The sequence below is a fragment of the Burkholderia sp. AU30280 genome (assembly GCF_020420125.1).
Lineage (GTDB): Bacteria > Pseudomonadota > Gammaproteobacteria > Burkholderiales > Burkholderiaceae > Burkholderia.
Genome location: NZ_JAIZRY010000014.1, coordinates 44,217 through 68,103 on the forward strand (window position 1 = coordinate 44,217; position 23,887 = coordinate 68,103).

Below are 23,887 nucleotides of genomic sequence, written 5' to 3' on the forward strand. Positions count from 1 at the left end.
GTGGGTCAGCCGTAGGTTCGCAGCGCGTGTCGTTCGGGATCCTCCAGATGCGGGATGCCGTTGAACGACGCGAGGTGGAATGCATCGGCGTTGAAGAAAAACTGCGAAAGACTGCTGTTGCGAATCTGCAGGTTCAGCGCGATCGCGCTCACGGGCGGTGCGGCCAGCACCTGCTGCACGGTGACCGCGATCGGGCCGCCGGAGCTCACCGCCAGCACGCGCTGGCCGCCGCCGTGGCGGATGGCCGCGCGGGCGTCGGCCACGCGCTGCTGGAAGTGCGCCCAGGTCTCGGGGGCCGAATCGCCGAGCTTGTCTTCCGACCAGAGCTGCAGCACCTGCCGCAGCGCGCGGAAATGCTCTTTCATCGAGCCGGCCGCAAGGCGGGCGATGTCCGGGTAGTCGTGCGCGGCGGCGGCGAACAGCCCGTGGAAGTCGTACTCGTTCAGGCCCGGGTGGCGGTCGACCGGCGCGCCTTCGCGGCCCATCCCGCGCAGGATCGCGTCGACCGTCTGCGCGTGGCGGTTCAGCGTGCCGCAGATCACGCGGTCGAATGTGAGCGCTTGCTGCGCGAAGTATTCGCCGAGCCAGACGCTCTGCTGCTCGCCCGCCGCGGACAACCGGTCGTAGTCGTCCGTGCCGAAGGACGCCTGCCCGTGCCGTACCAGAAAAAGTTCAGCCATCGCATGCCCGCCAGATCAGAAGGATTCAGCATAGGGGGCGGGGACACATTTTTAAACTTTATTTTCTGAATCCGGGGGTATTCATCTCGTGAATTCGACGCCTGCCGGAACTCGCCGACGACCCGCACGCCTTCGCCGCGGCACATGAATTGCTCCATTCGGCTTCGGCGGGAGAACCGCGATGTCCAATCCATTCCAGGAGGGGTGCGATGCTCGGTACGATCCTTATCGTCATACTGATTCTGATACTCATCGGTGCATTTCCTGCATGGCCCCACAGCCGAAGTTGGGGCTATTGGCCCTCGAGCACCGTCGGGCTGATCGTCATCATCGTCGTCATACTCGTGCTGCTGGGTCGCCTCTGAGGCCGCAGCGCGCCGGTCGGGCAGGCCGCGTCCCGTATGAAACAATGGCGACCGGCCCGGCCGGCCATCCCCGAAGCGCCCATCCCGACGCCGGGATGGCCGGCAGCCGATTCACGGGCATGACGCGCGAGACGAGCAACCCATGACCTCCAACGACGAAACGAAGCTGGACCAGGCGGCAGGTTCGGACGAGTGGTGCACATTCGACGATCCGTCACGCGCGTGCGATACGGATCACACACGCATCCAGGCGGAACTTGAAATCGAAATCCACCCCGGGCATCCGTTCTACCGGCGGAATCTCAAAGTGATCGCTCACGCACTGGGTTGCGATGACGTGATCTGCACCCACGTCGACGAGCCCGACCGTTATTCGGTGCTGCATCTCACCTGGGGCGGGCGCCCCGAGATCGGCTCGTGTCCCACCATCGATTTCGATGGCGACCGGCACGGGGTCGCGAAGTATTTCGACTATCCATAGCGTGCTCACCGCGCGTCCGGTGTCGTCGCATCGCCGAGATAGCCGGCAGCCGCCCCCGGCATGACCGGCCGCTGCCATCAGGGCCGCAAACTGATCACAGGCGACAGCCCGCTCGCATCGAACGGCATCGGCACGCTCGCGGCCGCTGCGCTGCTGAAGGCAATCGGCCGCGGGCGCGAGGCGGCCCCGTCGGGCGCGGCCATCGTCGTCATACCGTTCGTGAACGCGCCGGCACGCGCCACCGCGCACCGCCGCCCCACCTCCGTTCGACGGCGTTTCCCATGCGGTAGTATGGCGGCTCGATGGAAACCCGATGGACTCACTCGAATGGCCCTGCCTGATCTCCCGCCCCCTTCCAGCGCCGGCCAGGACGCCCAGGCGCTCGTCCTCATCGCCGAGGACGAACCCGAAATCGCCGAGATCCTGACCGCCTATCTCGCGCGCGGCGGCCTGCGCACCGTGCACGCGGCCGACGGCCGCCGCGCACTGGAACTGCACCTGCAGCTCAAGCCCGACCTCGTGCTGCTCGACGTGCAGATGCCGCACGTCGACGGTTGGAAGGTGCTCGCCGAAATCCGTCATCGCGGCGACACGCCGGTGATCATGCTCACCGCGCTCGACCAGGACATCGACAAGCTCACCGGCCTGCGCATCGGCGCCGACGACTACGTGGTGAAGCCGTTCAATCCCGCCGAAGTCGTTGCGCGCGCGCAGGCGGTGCTGCGCCGTTCGATGGCCGGCTCGCGCCAGGAAGAACAGCGCGTGCTGCGGGTCGCGCCGTTCGAGATCGACCTCGAGCACCACGAAGCCACGCTCGAAGTGGGCAGCGAGCGGCACCGGCTCGTGCTGACGCTCACCGAGTTCAAGCTGCTCGCGCAGCTCGCGCGTGCGCCGCGGCGCGTGTTCAGCCGCGCCGAGCTGATGGCCTCCTGCCTGCCGGAAGGCGACGCGCTGGAGCGCACGGTGGACAGCCACGTCAGCAAGCTGCGCAAGAAGCTCGACGACCTCGGCGTGCAGGGCGTGCCGGTCAGCGTACGCGGCGTCGGCTACAAGCTCTGGAGTTGAACGTGAAGCTCGACGGCCTGAGCCGGCAGATCGCGCTGACGATGGCCGGGATGGTGTTCGGCGTGACGCTGCTGATGGTGTTCACCGCCATCCTCTTCTACTACGTCGCGTTCAACTACTGGCCCACGCATTTCAACACGAAGAACTGGCTGCCGACCGCGCCGGAATGGCTGTGGCTGATCGCGACCACGTCGGTCGGCCTCGTGCTGTCGGTCGCGGTGGCCGTCAATCTCGCGCGCCGCATCCTCGTACCGTTGAACTCGGTCACCGACAGCATTCGCCGCGTCGCACGCGGCGATCTCGGCGCGCGCGCCGTCGCGGGCGACCGCTCGCTGCACGAAGCCGCGCTGCTCGCGGACAACTTCAACGCGCTCGCCGACGAACTGCAGCGCGTGACCAACGAGCAGGCGATCTGGAACGCCGCGATCGCGCACGAGCTGCGCACGCCCGTCACGGTGCTGCGCGGGCGCCTGCAAGGGCTCGCCGAAGGCGTGTTCAAGCCCGACGAAGCGCAGTTTCGCAGCCTGCTCGCGCAAGTCGAAGGGCTGACGCGGCTGATCGAGGATCTGCGCGTGGTCAGCCTCGCGGATGGCGGCCACCTGAGCATCGAGATCCGCGACGCCGATCTCGCCGCCGACGTGCGCGCCGTGGTCGACGTGTTCGCGCATGCGCTGCAGGCCGCCGGCCAGCATCCGGTGCTCGATCTCGATACGCGGCGCATGCGCTGCGACCCGGTGCGCATCCGTCAGGCGCTGCTCGCGCTGCTGGAAAATGCGCGCCGCCACGCGGTGCCCGGCGCGATCCGCATCCAGACGCGGATCGAACAAGGCATGTGCCGGCTGCGCGTCGAGGACGACGGCCCCGGCATCCCGGCCGATTTCGCGCCGCACGTGTTCAAGGCCTTCCGGCGTATGGACGAATCGCAGCCCGGCGGCAGCGGCCTCGGGCTTGCCGTCGTCGCGGCGATCGCGCATGCGCATCACGGCGAAGCCGTCTGCATGCCGACCGGCGCGGGCGGTACGCGGTTCGAAGTGCAGTGGCCCGACAACCTCGTGGCGGCGCCGGACCAAGCGCGCTTTCCGGCTTAAGACGCCGCCTTTACGTCGCCGTTACACCGCCTTTAACCGTCACGCACGCGGTTCGCGCCCGACCTGTTCGAGCGGCGGATTGAACCCGAGCACTGTGTACTCGGCCACGGACACTTTCCCTTTCCCGGCCGCGCCCTGCACGACGACCGCGCGCACGGCGCCGGCCCGGTCGAATATCAGCTTCGTGCCGACGGTCGCGTTGCGCAGCGCCTCCAGCTCCTCGATCCGCGCGATCGCCAGCTTGCGCACCGCGCCGGACACGTACACCGGCAGGAACACCAGCGCGATGAAGATCGACACCGCCTCCTTCGAGACGCTGTCCAGCACCGGCCGACCCGACATCATGAGCGACAGCGACGTCGCCGCGACGAAGATCGCGAGCACGGTCGCGCCCACGCCGAGCGACGAAAACCGCTCGGCCGCCTTCTTCATGCGTGCCTTCACGAGCGCGCGCGTGGTCGCGGAGGGCACCAGCCATTCGCGCTGCGCGCCGTGGTAACCGGCGAAGCCGAGGAACAGCGTCGCGACGGCGCTGATGCCGATGCTGGTGTACAGCGCGTCGAACAGCATGCAGAGGAATTCGAACACGAACACGATCACCGGCGGCCACAGCAGCAGACGAAACGAATAGCCGTCGCGGCCGTGCCCGCGAATCCACCATTTCACCGGCGGCAGCTCCCAGAAGCGGCTGTCCCGGTGGAGCGAAAGTTCTTCGATATCGTTCACGGTCTCACCTGCCTGTGCGATCCCGTTCCGTCCGGGCATCGCGTTGCGTCGCCCGCCCGATCCGGCGCGAGAGGCGGCCCGACAGGCAAACGAATGCGTCAGGTTATCAAATGATCCGGAAGATTCATTCGCCCCTTCGCCGACGGGCGATGCCGGGCTCGCCTGTCGACGCGGTCAGAGGGCGTCCGCTCCGCTTGCGCTCGCATCCGCCGGGGCGGCCCCACCGCGACACGTCGGCTGCCCCGGAATCTCGACGACGCGCCCTTGCAGCGGCCGCGGCACGCCCGGGTACACATTGAACGGTTCGACCGCTTGCCCGTCGACCTTCGCGTCCTTCACCGCATAACGTACGGTTCCCGTCGCCGTCAGCCGCGCACCATGCGCGTCGCACACGACGGACAATGCCTCCTTCCGGCTCTCCGGCATTTGCCGGACGAGCGCACTGAATCCCAGATTGACGACGATGCTCCCGGTCGCCTTCTGCTGCCCCTGCGGCATCACCTTGATCTCGGGTTTGACGTCCAGCCGATACACCGTCTCGGCCTGAACCGCCCGCAACGGCTTCAACGCAATGCTCTTGGTCTGCCCGGGCGCGAGCGTCAGCTTGAACGGGAAGGCATAGAGCGCCGGATTCGCTTCGTTGCCGACCGACTCGAGTTTCTCGTCTTTCAGCGGCACGCCGGGATTGAGCAGGCGCGACAATGAAATGGTCACGTACTCGGGGCGATCGCCGTTGTTGACGATCTGTACGTTTGCCGTGCCCGAATCGACGGGGACTTCCTTCGGAAACACGTCGATCGTCGCAACCGCGACGCCCGGAATCAGCCCGGCGAGCGTGGTCGCAATCGGAAGAAAGAATGAACGCAATCTCATGTTGGGGTCTAGTTGAGTCGGCACCCCGGGAAGGCATGCCGGTGCTGCCGTCGTGCGCAGTTTGCCATTCGCATGCGCGCATGCAAGCCTTGACGCAGACGACACTCGGAAACGGAAAATCCAAAGCACACCGCCCGCGACACGGCGGGCGGTGAAGAACCGGAACGTCTCCGCGACGGGGAGACGACCACTGCTACTGCTGTTTCACGACGACCGGCTCGAACACGAGCGACAGCGTGCCCGTATAGGTGCCGACCGTACTCCTGAAGTCGCCTTCCGGCGGATACGCGGAAACGGCGAGACGGTAATAGCCTTCGGAATCGACATTGGGCGACGGCGGCGCCGGGTTGTTGAATTCGACCACCTGCCCGACGACGAGCGGCTTCTGGTCGGCGCCTTCGGCGCCGATGCTGACCGCCGGCTTGCGGAACGCGAGCGTCGGCTTGACCTGATTCCGGATATCCAGCGGCTGATCCATGCGGACCTGAAATCTGCCCGTCGTCGATACCACGCGCAGCCGCGCGTCCACCTCGTACGCGGTCTCCCAGCCGCCGAGCTGCTGCATCGTCAGGCCCTGCCCGAACCAGCCGCCCTTGTCGTCGGTGATGACCAGGTTGTTCGGTCGGACGACCTTGGCCGTAATCTTGCTCTGGGTCTTGCCATTGACCTCCACGGTTTGCGCCGACGCGTACATCGGCTGGAGCACCAGCGCCGCCAGCAATCCGCTCAGGATGATTTTGCTCATTTCGCTTCCTATGATTTCGTGACGACCGTGAACGACAGCACATCGCTGTAGTCGCCGGCATCCGCAGTCGCGTCGACCGAGGTCCTGAACGTCGGCACAAAGCAGGTGCGAATGTTGTTATTCAGTCTCACCGGGCTTCCGCTCATATTCGGCAACCGGAACGTCGCGCTACCGCTGTCCAGCGTCAGGTCGTACGGAACCGTCTGCGACGGCTTGCTGGTATTCCTGAGCAGATACCGGTTACCCGAAATACCGTTCGCACTCGTCGCATTGATCACGAAATCGCGATAGCCATCGAGGCCCGTGTACGAGAAGCAGAGTTGCTGTGCAGCACCAGCGAGGGTCCTTTCATCATCGCCTCGCGGCAATTCCCCGAGATTCCAGTCGGGTGCCGCCACATCCACCACGAGAGTGGGCGGCGGTTTTGGCGGCACGACCTCGGGATCGACCACCATGCACGCGTTGGTGCCGCTGGCGTTGGTGATATAGACCCCCCCGGTAATCTCGCCGACATCATCCCCCGTCGTGAAGTTACCGGCGCGAACACTAACGCCGGGCCAATCCTTGATGACGGCATTGTCGATCTGTAGCTCGACCAGGGCCGCGTACGGTTGCTTATTTGACCACTGCGCGTCGCTGTAATACATCACGTAACCGTCGCCAGGATAGGCCCCGGCGCTCTTGTGGCCATCCATCATGGCACTCTTCGCCGCAGCGCTGCTTGGTTTCATTTTCCCGTTGGCGTCATACGTGTAGAGTAGGACGCCTCGGCTTCGAAAGGGGTAGATGGTGTTCTCCTTCACTGCAGCTTTAAAATTAAAAACCACTTGAACCGTACTCGTTCCATCCCCATTATTTCTCCACGAGCACTGACCATAGCTGTCGACCACCTTGGCGAGCTTAAGAACAAACGCAGATGCGTTGAACGAAAGCACCATCAGGCATGCGGCGAACAGGCAACCTCGCCATCGCCGAATCATTCCGAATTTTTTCATCGATTTTTCATTCCGATTAAGTCAAACCGTCAAACCGGTCATGACTGGAAATACTCCTGACCATGCATGCCCGATGACGTGATGAAGCGGCCTGATCTGTGAGGCACCACATGCGCGAGTGCATTCAGCCACGCGTCATCTCGACGGCAGCGCCGCACATCGTTTCGGCAATCGCGGGTTACTGCGCCAACGCCGCACGTTGGTAGATCACCACGCCATATCCGACATTCACGAACAACGGAGCCGGTGCACCTTCGCTCTGACCGGCATCGACAGCAATCCGCTCGTTTGGCCGGAACGTGACGCGCCATACCTGCGTTTTCGAAGGAACGGCCAGTTCTTTCAGCCCGATTCGATATTTCTGCCCCGGCGCCAGTGTCAAACGCCCAGGCACCACCAGCAACGTGGGCCGTGGCACGTCAGCTACCGGCACCCGATGCTCGGGGGCATCGCCCGGATTGGTCAGCAGGTGCTGCTCGATGTCCAGGTAAAGCGGCGTATCGCCGGCGTTCTCGACATACAGTTCGGGCGCCGGCTTTTCCGGCTCGAGCGTCAGCTCCATGCGCGACAGCTTCAGCACGCCGGCGGCCATGCTGGAGGTGCAGGCCAGCGCGGCCAGCATCCCGATTGCGGCGCGCGCCACGCGCATCATCACGGGCACTCCAGCGTCTGCGGCTTGTCGTCGACACGCAACGTCATCCGCTTCGTCGTGAAGTGCTGAGGCGTGCCTGGGAATACCGCGATCGTTTGTGCAGCCGCCGCGCCGTCATACTTCACATCGTTGAACACCTGGCGCACGTTGCCGGTGTTCTCGAGCGTCAGGCCGCCGCTCTCGCAACGGTGCGCCCAGCTCACGCGCTGCTTGCCCGGCGGTGGCATGTGCCGCACCAGCACGCCATAGCCGACGGATACCGACATCGGCGCGGTGATCTTGTCCTGCGGCGCGTCGTCCACCTTGAGCGACCGGACCGGCACGACATAAAGCCGGTACAGTTCTTCGTTCTCGGGCTCCGCGAGCGACCTGAGCGTAATCGCGCGCGACTGGTTCGGGCCGAGCGTCAGCTTGTCCGGGCTCGCAAGCATGCCCGGATGCTGCAGCTCGCCGAGGCTCTGTTTCTCTTCGGGCGTTTTGCCCGGATTCATCACTTTCTGCGCCGAGATCGACAGGTAGAGCGGCGCGTCGCCCATGTTCTTCACCGTGACCGTCTGGTCGTGGTTGTTGAATACCTTGGTCGTGGCCGGCATCACCATCAGCTCACCGTCGGCATGCGCCGGTTGTGCGGCGGCAAACAGCAGAGCGCACGCTAGCGGAAGTGCGGTTCGCAAGTTCAGTTTCATGTCGTCAATTCCTGTCAATGGTTGGGTGCGCCATCATTGGCAGCGGAAGTCGTTTCCGCTGGCGTCCTTCAGGCTGCACGTGTAGCGATGCCCGTTCTGATCGAGCGTGATCTGCGACAGCAAGGTTTTGCTGACGATCGAGAACAGCCCGTTCGGATGCACCGTGTCGCCGGTTTCGATCACCTTGCCGCTCACCGGCTTGCCGTTCGTATCCTTCAGGAAGCCGCTGTACACCATATTGATGTCGACCTTCGCCGATGCCGCGTAGACCTGGCCCGGGTGAGCGCGGACGATGTTCGCCGGCACCTCGACGTTCATGTCGAACTGCTCGCTGTTGCTCATCACGCGCGCGAACGGCACGTCCTGATACGCGTTGAGCGGCACCGCATACGTGCTGTTGCCGGCCACCGGGCTGCCTTCGACGTTGAACCCGTACTTCATGCCCTGGAGGTCCGGCGTTTTCAACAGCATCGCGCTGCCGCTCGAGCTGTAACGGCCGAACGCAACGCCGTCCTTGCTGGCCGCGACCATGCCGCGGTAGTTGAAATCGACGTTGCCGCCGCCGCTGCTCTGGCCCAGGTTCAGCGATGCGTCGCCGCGCGTGCCGGAGCGCGTGCCGTAGACGTTCACGCCGTAATTGGTGCCGATCCGGTTCGCCGACAGGCCGACGGTTGTCGTGCCGAAGCCGTCCTGGAAATCCTTGCGGACGTCGCCGCTGATCTGCGTCTGGCCACCGGAATGCGCGGCGCTGAAGCTCGCCTGCGCCTTGTCCAGCATCATCGTCATGTTGAAATACACGCCGTAGCCGCCGCTGCCCTGATAGCCGCCCTTCTGCACGCCAAGCGCGAACGTGCCCCACAGGCCGTTCGGCCGGTAGTTCCAGCGCGCCTCGGCCTGCTGCGATTCGCTGAACGTCGAGCGCTGGTAGTTGTACCCGAACGTCACGCCGCGGAACGTGCGGCTATACGACACCGCCGTGCTCGGCTGACCGATGTAGAAACGCGATACATCGGTATTCTGGTAACGGCTGACCATCAGGCTGCCGAGGGCCTCGCTCGCCATCGACAGGTTGACGTAGCCGCCCGTGCTGCGTTCGCCGCTCAACAGACCGAGCGTGGGCGTGATATCGACGCCGCCCAGCTGCATCGGCCGCGTGATGTTGACTTCGGCCGCCCATTTGCCGCCCTTTCCGGCGAGCATCGACCCGTTCAGGTAGAACTGCTTGAAGTTCCGGCTGACCGCGGCCTCGAGCAGATAGCCGCCGTTGCCCATCTCCTTGCCGGCCGTCACATGCCATGCGTTGCCGCTGCTCGCGCCGAAATTGAGGTTGTTGACCTCGCGGGTTTCGCGGTTGACCACATTACCGTTGCGGTCGACGAGGCGGACCTCGACCGAGTAGTAGCCGCCCGGCAGGTCGGCGAAGCTGATCTCGTTGCGGCCGAGCACGGCCGGCCGCTTCAGGATCTGCCGGCCGTTCCGGTAGAACTCGTAGTTGCCTTCGGCCGACGCGTAGAGAATCAGCGAGCCGGCCTTGCTGTCGACCTGCAGGTGGGTCTGGCTGCCGACCGTCACGAACTGGTCGAAGCTCGGCGACAGCAGTGTGTTGACCGTGCCGGCCGCGTAATCGATGTTGTTCTGCTTGCCCGCCCGCACGTACGTTCGGGCGAAATTCTTCTGCAGGTAGTACGAAGATAGCCCCTGCTGGCTGGTGCTGGAATTGCGTGTTTCGGTACGGTTCGCGTACCAGCTCATGTAGCCGAAGCTCTGGAACGGAAGCCCGACATACGTGTTGCCGTTCACGTTGACCGCACGGTAACCGTCGGACGCCGCCCGCAAGTCGATCGCCTGGTTGTTGACCAGCCCGAAACCCGTTTCCGGCGCGATGTAGTCTTCGCGCGAATCACGGATCGAGATCGACCGCTTCAGCTTGTCGACGGTAACGTAGTACCCGGCTATCGATTCGTCGCAGCCCTTGCTGCAACGCTTGTAGTCGAGCTGCGAGATCACGCCCCGGATCGTTTCGACGTTCTCGGGCGAGATACCGTTTGCTGCATATTTGGCCGCGTCGAATTCAAGCGACGCGTCCTTCGACGAATAACTGATGAACCCCGGCAGCGTGCGCCCGTTGAAGGTGGCAACATAGTTCGCGCTATCGTCCAGTTCGGCCGCGCTGAATCCCTCAGGCACGCCATACGTGACTTTTAGTTCTGCGAATGAGTGCGACGAAACAAAAAGAAATGCACCCAGCCACAGCTTGTTGAAACGGAAAGGAGCTTGATAGGCGACCACGCTGATTTCTTCTATGGAGGGGTGGGAGGGGCTGGCATCGGGGTTCTTCCGGAAGAGCCCCGATCGAATCGGGGCTCCATAAGGGACGGTTACGGTGCTGCTGCTGCGACCGGCTCGAACACCATCACGAGATCGCCGCTGTAGCTGCCGTTCGTGCTGTTCGTGCCGACCTGGGTCGGCGCGTCGACGTTGATCTTCAGGTTGTGGATTTCGTCGTAGCCGCCGTTGCCGGACGTCACTTGCGTGATCTTCTGGACCGCGCCGAACTTGACTTCAGCATCGCCGCCGTTGCCGGACAGCGACACCTTCGCGTTCTTCATTTCGTACGCGCCGCTCGACAGCTTCAGCGGTTGCGCGAGCGACACGTTGAAGTCGGCGTTCTTCGTCCAGACGCGGACCGGCAGCGTCTTCTCGAACTTGGCCTGCGTGTAGTCGGTGGCGTTCAGTTCTTCCGTGCCGTACCAGGTCGAGCCGTCCGGCTTCGACACGAAAATGCCGTCGTTGATCTGCGCGGTCAGCGTGATCTTCTTCGACACCGTATCGGCCTGTGCCGTATGTGCCATGCCGAACAGTGCCGTGGTGACGCCCATTGCCAGAACGAGTTTGCTGAGTTTCATCGAATAATCTCTATTAAAGAAAATGAGTTTCGGGAATCGAACCACGACGAGTTATTAATCAATCGAAATTCGATGCGTGGGAGAAAAATCCCACTGACGCTAGTCTATGGATATGGGTGACAAGGGAAAATGGGACGAATTCGGAGTTACACGCCCATACAGCTAGTACAAGTACTAAATATGGAAATTCACCTACTTAAACCCCTGATTGTTAAGTCGATTTAAAGAATCGTTCGAAGCGAGGAGGTAAGCAGAACGCGTTTCGCGGGGGATCGAGCGCTCATGGTTGCCGCGTTCGGACGTCGAGCGGCAAAACGCAGGCTGCGGCAGGCTGGGGCTGTCGCGTGGCGAGGCAGCTTGCGTGCAGCGCAAGCGCGTTCGCGCGCATTCACGAATGCCGCGCGTCTGGAGCGGGACGTTCGGGACGGCGTGCGTGCCATGCGGCGCATGCGGTGCGTCGACGCAGCGAGAGGCGACGGGCAACGGTAAGCGCTACTGCACTGAACGTGCGGTCCACCGCGCCGCCACGGATCGAGTCATGCGCCCGGGCGGAAATGAATGCCTCAGGTTATCAACCGATCCAAAAGATTCATTAGACGGCTCCTCCCCGGCGCGCGATGCTGGCTGCGCCAATCGACGCGGCGTCCGTGTAACGCCGCGCACGACAACGGAGCGAGACACATGCCTAACGATCACCGTCAACGGCGCCACACGCTGTGGCTGCTGTGCGCGCTGTCATTCATCCTCTACGTCGACCGCGTGAACCTCGCGACCGCGGCCGGCGCGATCAAGGCCGAACTCGGCCTGTCGAATACCGAACTTGGCGTCGCGTTCTCCGCGTTCGCGTATTCGTATGCCATCTGCCAGATCGGCGGCGGCTGGATCGCCGACCGGTTCGGCGCCCGCATCACGCTGATCGGCTGCGGGCTGATCTGGGTCGTGTCGACCTTCACCACCGGGTTCGTGCACAGCCTCGGGCTGCTGTTCGCCGCGCGCCTGCTGCTCGGCATCGGCGAAGGCGCGACGCTGCCCGCCCAGGCCCGTGCGATCACCCACTGGTTCCCGCGCGAGCGGCGCGGCGTCGTGCAGGGCTTCACGCATTCGTTCTCGCGGCTCGGCAACGCGGTCACGCCGCCGATCGTCGCCGCGCTGATGACTTGGCTGTCATGGCGCGCCGCGTTCTTCGTGATCGGCGCGGTGACGCTGGTGTGGCTCGCGTGGTGGATCGTCGGCTTCCGCGAATATCCGCTCGGCGACGAAGCCGGCCATGGCCGCCCGCGTGCCGCGCGCCCCACGCCGCCCGCCGGCCCGACGCCGTGGGGGCCGCTGTTCCGCCGGATGGCGCCGACCATCTTCGTCTACTTCTGCTACGGCTGGACCGCGTGGCTGTTCTTCACGTGGCTGCCGACGTTCTTCCTGAACGGCCAGGGGCTGAACCTGAAGTCGACCGCGCTGTTCGCGTCAGGCGTGTTCTTCGCGGGCGTGGCCGGCGACACGCTCGGCGGCTGGCTGTGCGACCGGATCTACCGGAAGACCGGCAACCTCGCGCTGTCGCGCCAGAGCGTGATCGTCGCGAGCTTCGTCGGCGCGCTCGTGTGCCTGCTGCCGCTCGCGGTCGTGCACTCGACGGTCGGCGTCGCGCTGTGCCTGTCGGGGTCGTTCCTGTGCCTCGAACTGACGATCGGGCCGATCTGGGCCGTGCCGAGCGACATCGCGCCGACCCACGCCGGCATCGCGAGCGGGATGATGAACGCGGGCTCCGCGATCTCGGGGATCCTGTCGCCGATCCTGTTCGGCTATCTCGTCGATCGCACGGGGAGCTGGACCGTGCCGTTCATCGGCTCGGTCGCGATGCTGCTGATCGGTATCGTCGCCGCGCTGCGGATTCGCCCGGATCGCACGCTGTCGGCGTCGATGCCGGCGCTCGCTGACGCGCCCGCCGCTCCGTCGGCACACTGACGCCGTTCGCTCGGGGTTCGCCTGCGTCGGCTGTCCGGGCGGCGGCGCCGTCACGCGTCACCGTGTGCCGCGACGGCGGTGTGCGACCGGCCCGGTTTGCTTGGCTGATTCGGCTGATTCGGCTGATTCGGCTGATTCGGCCGGCGTGGCTGGTCCGGCCTACCCGGCTGCCGCGGCTGGTTCGGCCAACGCGGCCGGCGCGGCGGGCTCGGCCGCCTCGGCTGGCAAGCCACACCGTTACACACCGCCGTCATCTCCCGCCCCGTCCTGGTGAAACAGCGCGAGAAACTGCTGCGCGGGAATGCTCAGCGGCCGGTCGCGCCGCACGAGGCTGCCGTACGACGGCAGCTTCTGTTCGAGCGTGTAATCGATGATCGCGACGAGCCCGTGTGCCGCATTGCGCCGCGCCACCGTCAGCGGAATCACGCCGAGCATCGGCGAGCGGTCGACGAGGTTCATCGTGGTCAGGATCGACCCCGTTTCGACCAGCCCGCGCGGCATCGGCTGGTGCCGCGCGTTGAACTCCCGCTCGACGACCTCGCGCGCCGGGCTGCCGGCCGGCTGCAGAATCCACGCGTAATCGAGCAGCGCGTCGAATGCCACCGGCCCCGCGCCCGCGAGCGGATGGTCGCGGCCCGCGATGATCGCGAGCGCCTCGTCGTCGACCACGCGGAAGTCGCAATCGGTCCCGACGTGGCGCCCGATCACCACTTCGAGCACGCCTTCGCGCAACTGCGGCATCAGCCTGTCGCTCGTATCCACCGCGATGTCGATCGCCAGCAGCGGGTAACGCGCCTTCAACTGCACCAGCGCCTCGGTGAGCCGCCCCGGCGACGCCGCCATGATGCTGCCGATCGCCAGCCGCCCCGCGCTGCCGAGCTGCAGCTCGCCAAGCTCGCGATTCAGCGCCTCCATGCTGCCGCGGATCCCGCGGAAATAGCCGAGCACGCGCTCGCCGGCCGGATTCAGCACGAGCCCGCGCCCGACACGGTCGAACAGCCGCTGGCCGAGCGCGCTCTCCAGCTCGGCCAGCATCTTCGTCGCGGCCGGCTGTGTGAGGCCCATCTGCTCGGCCGCCGCGCGCAGCGTCGAGCACTCGTCCACGGCCAGCAGCAGCGCGATCTGCCGCATGCGCAGCCGGTTCAGCAACTGCGGGGTCGAGTCCCGTCGGTCGATCGAGCCCATCTCTGATTACTCCAGGTTATCGATTCATCAAGAGTTTTCAATTTACCGACTCATTCCGTCTACCTAGCATCAACCCCATAGACAAACGGCCACGCGCCGCCACCGGAGACACGCATGACCACCCCCTCGCCCGCCGCTCCCCTGCCCGTCGTTGCGCTGACGCTCGGCGACCCCGCCGGCATCGGCGCCGAGCTGATCGCGAAACTGCTCGCCCGCCCCGACGCCACCACCCGCGCGAATCTCGTGCTGATCGGCGATCGCTGGCTGTGGGAAGCCGGCCAGCGCGTGGCCGGCGTGACGGTCGACGTCGAGCCCGTCGCGTCGCTCGCCGCCGCGCGCGGCCGGCGCTCGACCGCGCGCGCCGCGTTCGTCGCCGTCGACACGATCGCCCCGGCCGACGTCACGGTCGGGCAGCCCGGCGCGGCCGGCGGCCGCTCGACGCTGACCGTGCTCGACCTGTGCCTCGACGCAGCACTCGCCGGCGACATCGACGCGATCTGCTTCGCGCCGCTGAACAAATACGCGATGAAGCTCGGCGGGCTGAAGCACGAGGACGAGCTGCACCACTTCGCCGAAGCGCTCGGCGTGACCGGCTATTTCTGCGAATTCAACACGCTCGGCGAGCTGTGGACCGCGCGCATCTCGTCGCACATTCCGCTGAAGGATGCGCCGCGCTACCTGAGCATCGAGCGGATCGAGCAGGCCTCCGAACTGATCTACCGGTCGCTGCTCGCGAACGGTGTCGCCGCGCCGAAAGTGGCGATCGCCGCGTTCAACCCGCACGGCGGCGACGGCGGCAGCTGCGGCCGCGAGGAAGTCGACATCATCGAGCCGGCGGTGCGCAAGCTGCAGTCGCGCGACTGGCCGACCGACGCGCCGTTCCACGGCCCGTTCCCCGCCGACACGATCTTCCTGAAGGCGCAGGCCGGCGACTACCAGGCGATCGTCACGATGTACCACGACCAGGGGCAGATCGCGATCAAGCTGCTCGGCTTCTCGCGCGGCGTGACCGTGCAGGGCGGGCTGCCCGTGCCGATCACGACGCCCGCGCACGGCACCGCGTACGACATCGCGGGCCGCGGCACGGCCGACGTCGGCGCAACCTGGCAGGCGCTGCAGATCGCCTGCCGGATGGGCGCCGCACGCCGCACTGCCACCGTTTCGGCGTGACGTTCGCGCGCCTCCCGCACCCGACAACACCAATTACCGGAGACACCATCATGAAAATCCGTTCCGTGCGCGCACGCGTATTCCAGTGGAAAGGCAAGACCGTCCCGCCGCAAGGCAACTTCTGCTCGAACGCGATGGATCTGCTGTACGCGCCGCAGGAAACGATGAGCACGTTCCGCTTCCATGCGTGGACGGTCGTCGAGGTCGAGACCGACGACGGTATCGTCGGCCTCGGCAACGTCGCGCTCGCGCCGCAGGTCGCGAAGGTGATCATCGACCAGTACCTCGCGCCGCTCGTGATCGGCCAGGACCCGTGGGACTACGAATACCTGAACCAGCGGATGTATCGCGCGACCCACGCGTGGGGCCGCAAGGGCATCGGCATGGCGGCAATCTCGGCGGTCGACATCGCGATCTGGGACATCCTCGGCAAGAGCGTCGGCAAGCCCGTGTTCAAGCTGCTCGGCGGCCGCACCAAGGAAAAGATCCCCTGCTACTACTCGAAGCTCTACCGCACCGACCTGAGAGAGATGCAGGACGAGGCGCAGCGCTACCTGAAGGAAGGCTTCCGCGCGTTCAAGATGCGCTTCGGCTACGGGCCCGCGCACGGCCAGCAAGGCGTGACCGAGAACCTGAAGTCGGTTGCGGCGATCCGCGAGGTGATCGGCTACGACAACGACCTGATGCTCGAGTGCTACATGGGCTGGAACCTCGAGTACGCGAAGCGCATCCTGCCGAAGCTCGAGAAATACCAGCCGCGCTGGCTGGAAGAACCGGTGATCGCCGACGACATCGACGGCTATGCGGAGTTGAACCAGTTGACGCGCATTCCGATCTCCGGCGGCGAGCACGAGTTCTCGCTGTACGGCTTCAAGCAACTGCTCGACCGCAAGGCCGTGTCGGTCGTCCAGTACGACACGAACCGCGTCGGCGGGATCACGATGGCGCACAAGATCAACGCGCTGTGCGAGGCGTACAGCGTGCCGGTGATTCCGCATGCGGGCCAGATGCACAACTATCACCTGACGATGAGCACGCTCGCGTCGCCGATGAGCGAGTACTTCCCGATGTTCGACGTCGAGGTCGGCAACGAGCTGTTCTATTACATCTTCGACGGCGAGCCGGTGGCCGAGAACGGCTTCGTGCAACTGCGCGACGACGTGCCGGGCCTCGGCCTCACGCTGAAGACCGAGTTCCTCGACCAGTTCGACATCGTCGAGTGAGGCCCGCCATGCACGCACGCTACCAGGGCGTCTTTCCGGTCGCGCCGACGATCTTCGACGCGCACGGCGCGCTCGACCTCGACGGCCAGCGCCGCTGCCTCGACTTCATGATCGATGCCGGCTCGCAAGGCATCTGCATCCACGCGAACTACTCCGAGCAATTCGCGCTCGGCGACGACGAACGCGACCTGATCACGCGCACCACGCTCGAGCATGTCGCGGGCCGCGTGCCAGTAATCGTCACGACGTCGCACTTCAGCGCGCGGATCTGCGCGCAACGCAACCGGCACGCGCAGGCGCTCGGCGCGGCGATGGTGATGGTGATGCCGCCGTACCACGGCGCGACGTTCCGCGTGCCGGAGGCGCAGGTGCGAGCGTTCTTCCGCGAAGCCGCGGACGGCCTCGACATTCCGCTGATGATCCAGGACGCACCCGCGAGCGGCGTCGCGCTGCCGGCAGCGCTGCTCGCGTCGCTCGCCCGCGAGATCGACGCCGTGTCGTACTTCAAGATCGAGACGGCCGGCGCCGCGTCGAAGCTGCGCGAGCTGATCGCGCTCGGCGGCGATGCGATCGAGGGGCCGTGGGACGGCGAGGAAGGCATCACGCTGCTGGCCGATCTCGATGCCGGCGCGACCGGCGCGATGACGGGCGGCGGCTATCCGGACGGGATTCGCCGGATCACCGACGCATATTTCGCCGGCCGCCGCGACGAAGCAGCCGAGCAGTACGCGCGCTGGCTGCCGCTGATCAACTACGAGAACCGCCAGTCCGGCTTCCTGACCGCGAAGGCGCTGATGCGCGAAGGCGGCGTGATCGCGTGCGACGCACCGCGCGCGCCGTGGCCCGAACTGCATCCCCAGGTGCGCGCCGGCTTGCTCGACACGGCGCGGCGGCTTGATCCGCTCGTGCTGCGCTGGGGGCATTAGACGTCCGGACGCCTGCGGTGTGCGCTTCACGGCTGCGGCCCGACGCGCACGCCGCGCAGCCGGACAGACGTTCGAGCCGATGGGAAATGCGTACCTGCGTTGCGCATCGGCGGTTAGCCCCGTGCGGATTCGTCACGGCGTGACAGCGGTCCATCAGAAGATCGCTGCCGCAGATCGACAATATTGGAGACATCATGAATTCGTTGAACCCGGCCACCCCGGCATACGAAGCCGGCGAAGCGATTCCGCGCCGCCGCTGGCTGCGCGTGATTCCGCCGCTGCTGCTCGCCTGCATCATTTCCTACATGGACCGCGTGAACATCGCGTTCGCGATGCCCGGCGGGATGAACGCCGATCTCGGCATGGACGCGACGATGGCCGGCCTTGCCGGCGGCATCTTCTTCTTCGGCTACCTGTTCCTGCAGATTCCCGGCGGCCGGCGCGCGGCGCTCGGCAGCGGCAAGACCTTCATCGCGTGGTCGCTCGTGAGCTGGGCCGTGCTGTCGGTGCTGACCGGGCTCGTCACGCATACCTGGCAACTGCTGACGCTGCGCTTCCTGCTCGGCGTGGCCGAGGGCGGGATGCTGCCCGTCGTGCTGACGATGGTCAGCCACTGGTTTCCCGACCGCGAACGCGGCCGTGCGAATGCGATGGTCATCATGTTCGTGCCGCTCGCCGGCATGATCACCGCGCCGCTGTCCGGCTTCATCCTCGCCGCGTACGACTGGCATCACCTGTTCTTCAGTGCGGGCGCGCTGTCGCTGCTGTGCCTCGTCGTGTGGCTGCTGTTCGCCGACGACGGCCCGGAGACCGCGCGCTGGGTGTCGCCGCGCGAAAAGGCCTACATCCTCGACGCGCTGCGCGACGAACAGGAACGCAAGCGCGCGGCCGGCACGCCAGCCGCCGCATCGTTCGGCGAGATGCTGCGCAACCCGACGATCTGGCTGCTGATCGCGATCAACTTCTGCTATCAGGTCGGCATCTACGGCTATACGATGTGGCTGCCGACCCTGCTGAAAAACCTCACGCACACCGGGATGGGCAAGGTCGGCCTGCTCGCGATGCTGCCGTACGTCGCAATGGTGATCGGGATGTTCGTCACGTCGTATTTGTCTGATCGAACCGGCAAGCGCCGCCTGTTCGTGCTGCTGCCGCTCGTCGGCTTCGCCGCGTGCCTCGCGCTGTCGGTGCTCACGCATGCGTCGATGGCCGTATCGTTCGCGTTCCTGATCGGCTGCGGCTTCTTCCTGCAGGCGGCCGCCGGCGTGTTCTGGGCGATTCCGCCGAAGCTCTGCAGCGTCGAGACGGCCGGCAGCGCGCGCGGCCTGATCAACGCGCTCGGCAATCTCGGCGGCTTCTGCGGCCCGTATGCGGTCGGCGTGCTGACCCAGCACGTGAGCGCGGCGGCCGGCGTGTACAGCCTCGCGATCACGCTCGCGGTGGCCGGCCTGCTCGCGCTGACGCTGCCGAAACGCTGCGAGGACTGAGACCGGATACGCGGGATACCGAACGAAATAACGGAGACTCACCATGAACGACATCCTGTTGCTGGTGCAGAAATGCGCCCATACCTTCAGCTTCTACGACCTCGACACGAAAGCCGCGCTCAAGCACGTCGTGCTGCCGAACTTCCCGCACGAGTTCACCGTCGACGTGAACGAACGCTTTGCGTACGTCGGCATCTTCGGGATCGAGACCGCGTGGTCGCGCGGCCATGAAGGCGACCACCGGATCGCCGAGATCGATCTCGCCGCACGCACGCACACGCGCATGCTCGACCTGTGGCCGTACTACCGGCCGCACGGGATGGCGAGCGACCGCGACGGCCGGCTGTACGCGATGAGCGAGGCACACGACATGCTGCTCGTGTTCGACGAGCCGACCCGACAGCCCGTGCCGAACATGGCCGTGCCGTCCGGCGGCGTGAAGACGCACCTCGTCACGCTCACGCGCGATGCGAGCCGTGCGTACGGCGTGCACCTGCTGTCGAATACCGTCACGCAATTCCATCCGCGCGACGCGACGGTCGCGCCGCGTGCGGTCATGCCCGGCCCGCGCCCCGAAGGCAATGCGCTGTCGAGCGACGAGCGCACGTTGTTCGTCGCGAATCGCGGCGACGATACGCTGGTCGAGATCGACACCGAAACGATGACCTGCGGCCGCCGCGTGAAGACGCGCAGCGATCCGAACCGCATCTACCGCACGACCGCGCCGGACGGCCGCGACCTGCTGCTGCTCACCAACTCGGGCGAGCGGTCGATCTCCGTGTTCGATGCACGTCAGCTCGAGGAAATCGAGCGCATCGCACTGCCCGCGAATCCCACCGCGCTGTCGTTCCATCCGTCGCGGCGCGTCGCATATGTGTCGTTCCAGGACGACTACGTGCGCGAGCTCGATCTCGATACCTGGCGTTTCGTCGGCGCACTGGCGACGCTGCGCGAGCCCGATGCGTCGTACGTGCTCGCCGGGGCACGCTGACATGCGCGACACGTCGCCGCGCGACGGCATGCCGGATGCGCTCGTCGATGCGCATCACCACCTGTGGCGGCTCGATGCGGGTGCGCACTATCCGTGGCTACAGGAGGACTACGATCCGGCGCACTTCATGTTCGGCGACTACGCGGCGCTGTGCCGCGATTTCGGGGTGGACGATCTCCGGCACGCGGCGCAGGGTGCGCCGATCGTCGCCAGCGTGCACGTCGAGGCCGAACGTGCGCGCGACGAGGCGCTGGCGGAGACGCGCTGGCTGCACGAGGTCGCGGCGTCGCACGGGCTACCGTCGGCAGTCGTCGCGTGGGTCGACCTGCTCGCCGGCGATGCGGATGAACGGCTCGCCGAGCAGGCCGCATGGCCGCGCGTGCGCGGCGTGCGCTTCAAGCCGCGCACCGCGGCCGCGCCGGATGCATCGGTCGACGGGCCGGGCACGCTGCGCGATCCGCGCTGGCCGGCCGCGCTGGAACGCCTTGTCGCGCATGGCCTGTGCTGGGACCTGCGCGTGCCGTTCTGGCATCTCGAGGAGGCGGCCGCGCTGCTGGCCGATGCACCTGAGGTCGACGTCGTGCTCGAACATGCGGGGCTACCGTGGGATCGCTCGGATGCAGGGCTCGCGCATTGGCGACGCGGCATGGAGGCGCTTGCCGCGTCGCCGCGCTTGGCCGTGAAGATTTCCGAACTCGGCTTGCGCGACGCCGTGTGGAACGACGCGGACAACGCGCGGATCATCCGCGACACGATCGCGATATTCGGCGCGCAGCGCTGCCTGTTCGCCAGCAACTTTCCCGTGGCCGGGCTGCGTGTGTCGTATCCCGCGCTGCTGCGCACGTTCGCTCGGGCGATGACGCACCTCGCCGACGCCGAGCGCCGCGCGGTCTGGCATGACAACGCGCTACGGGTGTACCGGATCGACGTCGGCACGGCCGCGTTTCATCGATTCACGCGCCGTCGCGCTTGACCCGGCCCTTGGGATCGCCTTTATGCTGAGCGCAACGAATCGACAGCAGAGAGAGGTGACGGATGAGCACGTCCACGCCCCGTTTGCGCGCATCGGCCGCCGCCGCGCGGCTCGGCGTATCGATCAAGGCGCTGCGGCTGTACGAGCGGCACGGCCTCGTCACGCCGGAGCGCACGCCGGCCGGCTACCGCGCGTATGGCCCGGACGCGCTCGCCCGCGCGGCCGACATCGCGGCGCTGCGTGCGCTCGGCCTCAGTCTCGCACAGGTGGCAAGCGTGCTCGACGGTGACGCGCGCAGCCTGGACCACGCGCTGGCCGCTCACGAAGCGGCGCTCGATCACGGCATTCAGGATCTCGTGCGCAAGGTCGACCGCGTGCGCGCGATCCGCGCCGGCCTCGCACGCGGCCGGATGCCGGCCGACGGCGAACTGACGCGGATCGTCGACGACAGCAGTGCCGGCGTGGCATTCAGCCTGCCGTGGCCGTGGGGCGGCGAATGGTTCGAGTGTCGTGACATCCGCCCGTTGAACTACATCATCGGTTCGCTCGGCAGCGGCAAGACGCGGCTGGCGCGCCGGCTCGCCGACTCACTGCCCGGCGCCGTGTTCGTCGGCCTCGATCGACTTGAAAACGACGGTGCGGATGCGATTGCCGCGCTGCGCGCCGATCCTTCATTGAAGTCGCGTGTCGAGCGCGCATCGGCATGGCTCGCCGAAAGGGGCGCGACGCCATCGGCAGCGCTGACCGCGCTGCTCGCCAGTCTCGAAGCCGAAGGCCCGCGCGCGCTGGTCGTCGACATGATCGAACAGGATCTCGACCGGCCCACGCAACAGGCACTGATTGCCCGTCTGCGTGAACACGCCGCCGCCGGCATGCGGCCGCTGTTCCTGCTGACGCGCTCGTCGGCGATCCTCGATCTGTCGGCGGTCGGGCCCGACGAAACCCTGCTGCTGTGCCCGGCCAATCACAGCCCGCCTTCGCGCGTGGCGCCTTACCCCGGTGCGCCCGGCTACGAAGCCGTGGCCACGTGCCTGGCGTCGCCTGAAATCCGGGAGCGGATCGCACGCCGGCCGAGCGCCTGACGGCCAACCGCGCGCTATCATGCTTCGCACGCGTCGGAAAATGAATACTGCGCGACCTATCCGTCGGAGACCATGATGGCACGCGACAAGCTGGTGGAAATTGAACTTGGCGATATTGAATCAACCGCGCAGCTGCACATGCGGTTGATGGAGCGTTTGAATTTCCCGGACTGGTACGGAAGAAACTGGGATGCCTTCTGGGACGCCATTACCGCGCTTGTCGATATGCCGCTTGTTCTCCGGCTGAAGGGCTGGCCTGAATTCGAACGCCGCTTTCCCCGTGACGCGCAGCTGATGAGCGACTGCCTGCGGAACATGGCGCAGCAATACCCCTCCTTCGCTTCCCATGTCGAGTACGACTGACCGAACGGCACCGCGAACCGGGACATCCCGGTTCTTTCTGCACTAGTTTTTTTCCAGGACGTTGAGCGCCTCTTCCATCGTATCGAAATAGGCCTTCACCAAATCGTAGTACATCTCCCAGCCGGGCTTGCCTGGACCGGCAGGAACTTCCTTCATGAAGCGTCGGCCCCTATCGATGAGTGTCCTCAACGGCACATGGTTTTCGCTCAGCCAGCAAACGATCGAATGATTCACGGTACTTGAAAGCTGATAGATGTACGCGTCACGCCGGTAGATGCGAAGCTCGAGAAACCGCTCGCTGTTCAATTGGCGTTGCATCGCCTTGATCCGCCCGGACAGTTCTTCAAATGGATTCATGATCCCAATAACCTGATGTCATTCCAGACTGGGCGCGGGGCCACTGCCGCAGCCGTGCCGTCGGCTCGCTTCGCACGACGTCTCACGACTCCAGCCGCCCCATCCTGCGCGCCATCGCCGGACTCACCGCGTGCACCGGATCGAACCCGAAGAATTCGAGCACGTGGCGCGCGACGTCGTCGCGATCGTTGTCCGCGCAGATCATGTGGTAGCTGTTCTCCAGCACGATCCCGCGCGCGTCGGGCATCTTTTCCAGCAGGAAATCGGCCGAGCGCAGGCTCGTGAGTTCGTCCTCGCGCGCATGCAGCACGAGCGTCGGGCACGGCGTGCCGGCCGCGGCCTCGAGCGCCCAGTCGCGCATCCGGTCGACCTGCCGCACGCATGCGAGCGGCACCCACGCATAGTGGAAACTGTCCTCGCGCTCGAACTTCTTCTTCACGATCGCGCGGATCGTCGCGTTCTTGATGCCGAACGGATCGCCTTCCTCGACACGCATCCGTTCCGCCACACCCGGCACGCGGTACAGCACATGCCGCAACGCCCGGTACCACGGCGTCGACCAGCCGTCGATGAACACCGGCGTGGCCAGCAGCGCAAGCCGGCCGCGCGCGTGCTGCACGCGGTGGCACAGCAGCAGCGCGACCAGCGCGCCCATGCACATGCCCGCGACATGCAGCGTGTCGTAGTCGTTTTCCAGCGCGCGATACTGCTCGGTCACCGCGTCGAGCCATGCCTCCGCGCGCACGCCGACCAGATCCTCCGGGCGCGTGCCATGCCCCGGCAGCGTGATCATGTGCGTATCGCCGCCCGCGCGCCGCATCGCCTTGTGCAGCGAACCGAGATCGTATTGCGTGCCGCCGAGCCCGTGGATCAGCAGGACGCCCGTGCGGCCGCTCATGACGCGCGTCC

25 protein-coding genes are annotated in these 23,887 nt (G+C 65.9%); 13 read left to right on the top strand and 12 right to left on the bottom strand.

Annotation, left to right across the window (positions count from 1 at the left end; all coding sequences use genetic code 11):
• Positions 1-5: 5 nt before the first annotated feature.
• Positions 6-680, bottom strand: coding sequence for a histidine phosphatase family protein (locus LGN17_RS27860; protein WP_226200087.1), 675 nt, complete (start codon positions 678-680; stop codon positions 6-8).
• A gap of 209 nt (positions 681-889) precedes the next feature.
• Between LGN17_RS27860 and LGN17_RS27865 the strand changes: the two genes are divergently transcribed.
• From LGN17_RS27865 to LGN17_RS27880, 4 genes are all read left to right on the top strand, one after another.
• Positions 890-1,045, top strand: coding sequence for a DUF3309 family protein (locus LGN17_RS27865; protein WP_226200089.1), 156 nt, complete (start codon positions 890-892; stop codon positions 1,043-1,045).
• A 142-nt stretch (positions 1,046-1,187) separates the two neighbouring features.
• Positions 1,188-1,526, top strand: coding sequence for a hypothetical protein (locus LGN17_RS27870; protein ID WP_226200091.1), 339 nt, complete (start codon positions 1,188-1,190; stop codon positions 1,524-1,526).
• Between the two features lie 327 nt (positions 1,527-1,853).
• Positions 1,854-2,591 (top strand): response regulator, encoded by a 738-nt coding sequence (locus LGN17_RS27875; protein WP_226200093.1) that lies wholly within the window; start codon positions 1,854-1,856, stop codon positions 2,589-2,591.
• Between the two features lie 2 nt (positions 2,592-2,593).
• Complete coding sequence (locus LGN17_RS27880) at positions 2,594-3,679, top strand: ATP-binding protein (protein WP_226200095.1); 1,086 nt, start codon at positions 2,594-2,596, stop codon at positions 3,677-3,679.
• Between the two features lie 39 nt (positions 3,680-3,718).
• Here the strand turns inward: LGN17_RS27880 and LGN17_RS27885 are convergent, their stop codons facing one another.
• The 8 genes from LGN17_RS27885 to LGN17_RS27920 all read right to left on the bottom strand — a co-directional run bounded on the left by LGN17_RS27885 (position 3,719) and on the right by LGN17_RS27920 (position 11,262).
• Positions 3,719-4,405 carry a hypothetical protein gene (locus LGN17_RS27885; RefSeq protein ID WP_226200097.1) on the bottom strand — a complete coding sequence of 229 codons (687 nt, stop codon included), beginning with the start codon at positions 4,403-4,405 and terminating at the stop codon, positions 3,719-3,721.
• 174 nt (positions 4,406-4,579) lie between these two features.
• Complete coding sequence (locus LGN17_RS27890) at positions 4,580-5,278, bottom strand: hypothetical protein (RefSeq protein WP_226200365.1); 699 nt, start codon at positions 5,276-5,278, stop codon at positions 4,580-4,582.
• A gap of 193 nt (positions 5,279-5,471) precedes the next feature.
• Positions 5,472-6,023, bottom strand: coding sequence for a hypothetical protein (locus tag LGN17_RS27895; RefSeq protein ID WP_226200099.1), 552 nt, complete (start codon positions 6,021-6,023; stop codon positions 5,472-5,474).
• An 8-nt stretch (positions 6,024-6,031) separates the two neighbouring features.
• Positions 6,032-7,018 (bottom strand): hypothetical protein, encoded by a 987-nt coding sequence (locus LGN17_RS27900; protein ID WP_226200101.1) that lies wholly within the window; start codon positions 7,016-7,018, stop codon positions 6,032-6,034.
• Between the two features lie 178 nt (positions 7,019-7,196).
• Positions 7,197-7,670 (bottom strand): hypothetical protein, encoded by a 474-nt coding sequence (locus LGN17_RS27905; RefSeq protein ID WP_226200366.1) that lies wholly within the window; start codon positions 7,668-7,670, stop codon positions 7,197-7,199.
• The gene (locus LGN17_RS27910; RefSeq protein ID WP_226200103.1) at positions 7,670-8,356 is read right to left on the bottom strand and encodes a pilus assembly protein; all 687 of its coding nucleotides are present in this window, start codon (positions 8,354-8,356) and stop codon (positions 7,670-7,672) included. Before LGN17_RS27910 ends, LGN17_RS27905 begins: the two co-directional genes overlap by 1 nt.
• Positions 8,357-8,389: 33 nt before the next feature.
• A complete protein-coding gene (locus tag LGN17_RS27915; RefSeq protein WP_226200105.1) occupies positions 8,390-10,645 on the bottom strand; it encodes a TcfC E-set like domain-containing protein in 2,256 nt (751 codons plus the stop codon).
• Between the two features lie 89 nt (positions 10,646-10,734).
• On the bottom strand, positions 10,735-11,262 hold the full coding sequence (locus tag LGN17_RS27920; protein WP_226200107.1) for a CS1 type fimbrial major subunit: 528 nt from the start codon (positions 11,260-11,262) through the stop codon (positions 10,735-10,737).
• 681 nt (positions 11,263-11,943) lie between these two features.
• Here LGN17_RS27920 and LGN17_RS27925 point away from each other — a divergent pair.
• Positions 11,944-13,221, top strand: a complete 1,278-nt coding sequence (locus LGN17_RS27925; RefSeq protein ID WP_226200109.1) for an MFS transporter — start codon at positions 11,944-11,946, stop codon at positions 13,219-13,221.
• 237 nt (positions 13,222-13,458) lie between these two features.
• On the opposite strand, the gene LGN17_RS27930 is transcribed toward LGN17_RS27925, so the two are convergent.
• The gene (locus LGN17_RS27930; protein WP_226200111.1) at positions 13,459-14,406 is read right to left on the bottom strand and encodes a LysR family transcriptional regulator; all 948 of its coding nucleotides are present in this window, start codon (positions 14,404-14,406) and stop codon (positions 13,459-13,461) included.
• A gap of 114 nt (positions 14,407-14,520) precedes the next feature.
• Between LGN17_RS27930 and LGN17_RS27935 the strand changes: the two genes are divergently transcribed.
• From LGN17_RS27935 to LGN17_RS27970, 8 genes are all read left to right on the top strand, one after another.
• The gene (locus LGN17_RS27935) at positions 14,521-15,576 is read left to right on the top strand and encodes a 4-hydroxythreonine-4-phosphate dehydrogenase PdxA (RefSeq protein WP_226200113.1); all 1,056 of its coding nucleotides are present in this window, start codon (positions 14,521-14,523) and stop codon (positions 15,574-15,576) included.
• A gap of 50 nt (positions 15,577-15,626) precedes the next feature.
• Positions 15,627-16,799 (top strand): L-rhamnonate dehydratase, encoded by a 1,173-nt coding sequence (locus tag LGN17_RS27940; protein WP_226200115.1) that lies wholly within the window; start codon positions 15,627-15,629, stop codon positions 16,797-16,799.
• Between the two features lie 8 nt (positions 16,800-16,807).
• The gene (locus tag LGN17_RS27945; RefSeq protein ID WP_226200116.1) at positions 16,808-17,725 is read left to right on the top strand and encodes a dihydrodipicolinate synthase family protein; all 918 of its coding nucleotides are present in this window, start codon (positions 16,808-16,810) and stop codon (positions 17,723-17,725) included.
• Positions 17,726-17,919: 194 nt separating this feature from the next.
• Complete coding sequence (locus tag LGN17_RS27950) at positions 17,920-19,212, top strand: MFS transporter (protein WP_175956905.1); 1,293 nt, start codon at positions 17,920-17,922, stop codon at positions 19,210-19,212.
• Between the two features lie 43 nt (positions 19,213-19,255).
• Positions 19,256-20,203 carry a YncE family protein gene (locus LGN17_RS27955; RefSeq protein WP_226200118.1) on the top strand — a complete coding sequence of 316 codons (948 nt, stop codon included), beginning with the start codon at positions 19,256-19,258 and terminating at the stop codon, positions 20,201-20,203.
• 1 nt (position 20,204) lies between these two features.
• Complete coding sequence (locus LGN17_RS27960) at positions 20,205-21,176, top strand: amidohydrolase family protein (protein WP_226200120.1); 972 nt, start codon at positions 20,205-20,207, stop codon at positions 21,174-21,176.
• A 62-nt stretch (positions 21,177-21,238) separates the two neighbouring features.
• A complete protein-coding gene (locus LGN17_RS27965; RefSeq protein ID WP_226200122.1) occupies positions 21,239-22,258 on the top strand; it encodes a MerR family transcriptional regulator in 1,020 nt (339 codons plus the stop codon).
• 75 nt (positions 22,259-22,333) lie between these two features.
• Complete coding sequence (locus tag LGN17_RS27970) at positions 22,334-22,621, top strand: barstar family protein (RefSeq protein ID WP_226200125.1); 288 nt, start codon at positions 22,334-22,336, stop codon at positions 22,619-22,621.
• A 42-nt stretch (positions 22,622-22,663) separates the two neighbouring features.
• Here the strand turns inward: LGN17_RS27970 and LGN17_RS27975 are convergent, their stop codons facing one another.
• Entirely contained in the window at positions 22,664-22,978 is a 315-nt protein-coding gene (locus LGN17_RS27975; RefSeq protein WP_226200127.1) for a hypothetical protein, read from the bottom strand.
• 82 nt (positions 22,979-23,060) lie between these two features.
• Complete coding sequence (locus LGN17_RS27980; RefSeq protein WP_175956914.1) at positions 23,061-23,876, bottom strand: alpha/beta hydrolase; 816 nt, start codon at positions 23,874-23,876, stop codon at positions 23,061-23,063.
• Between the last annotated feature and the right edge of the window lie 11 nt (positions 23,877-23,887).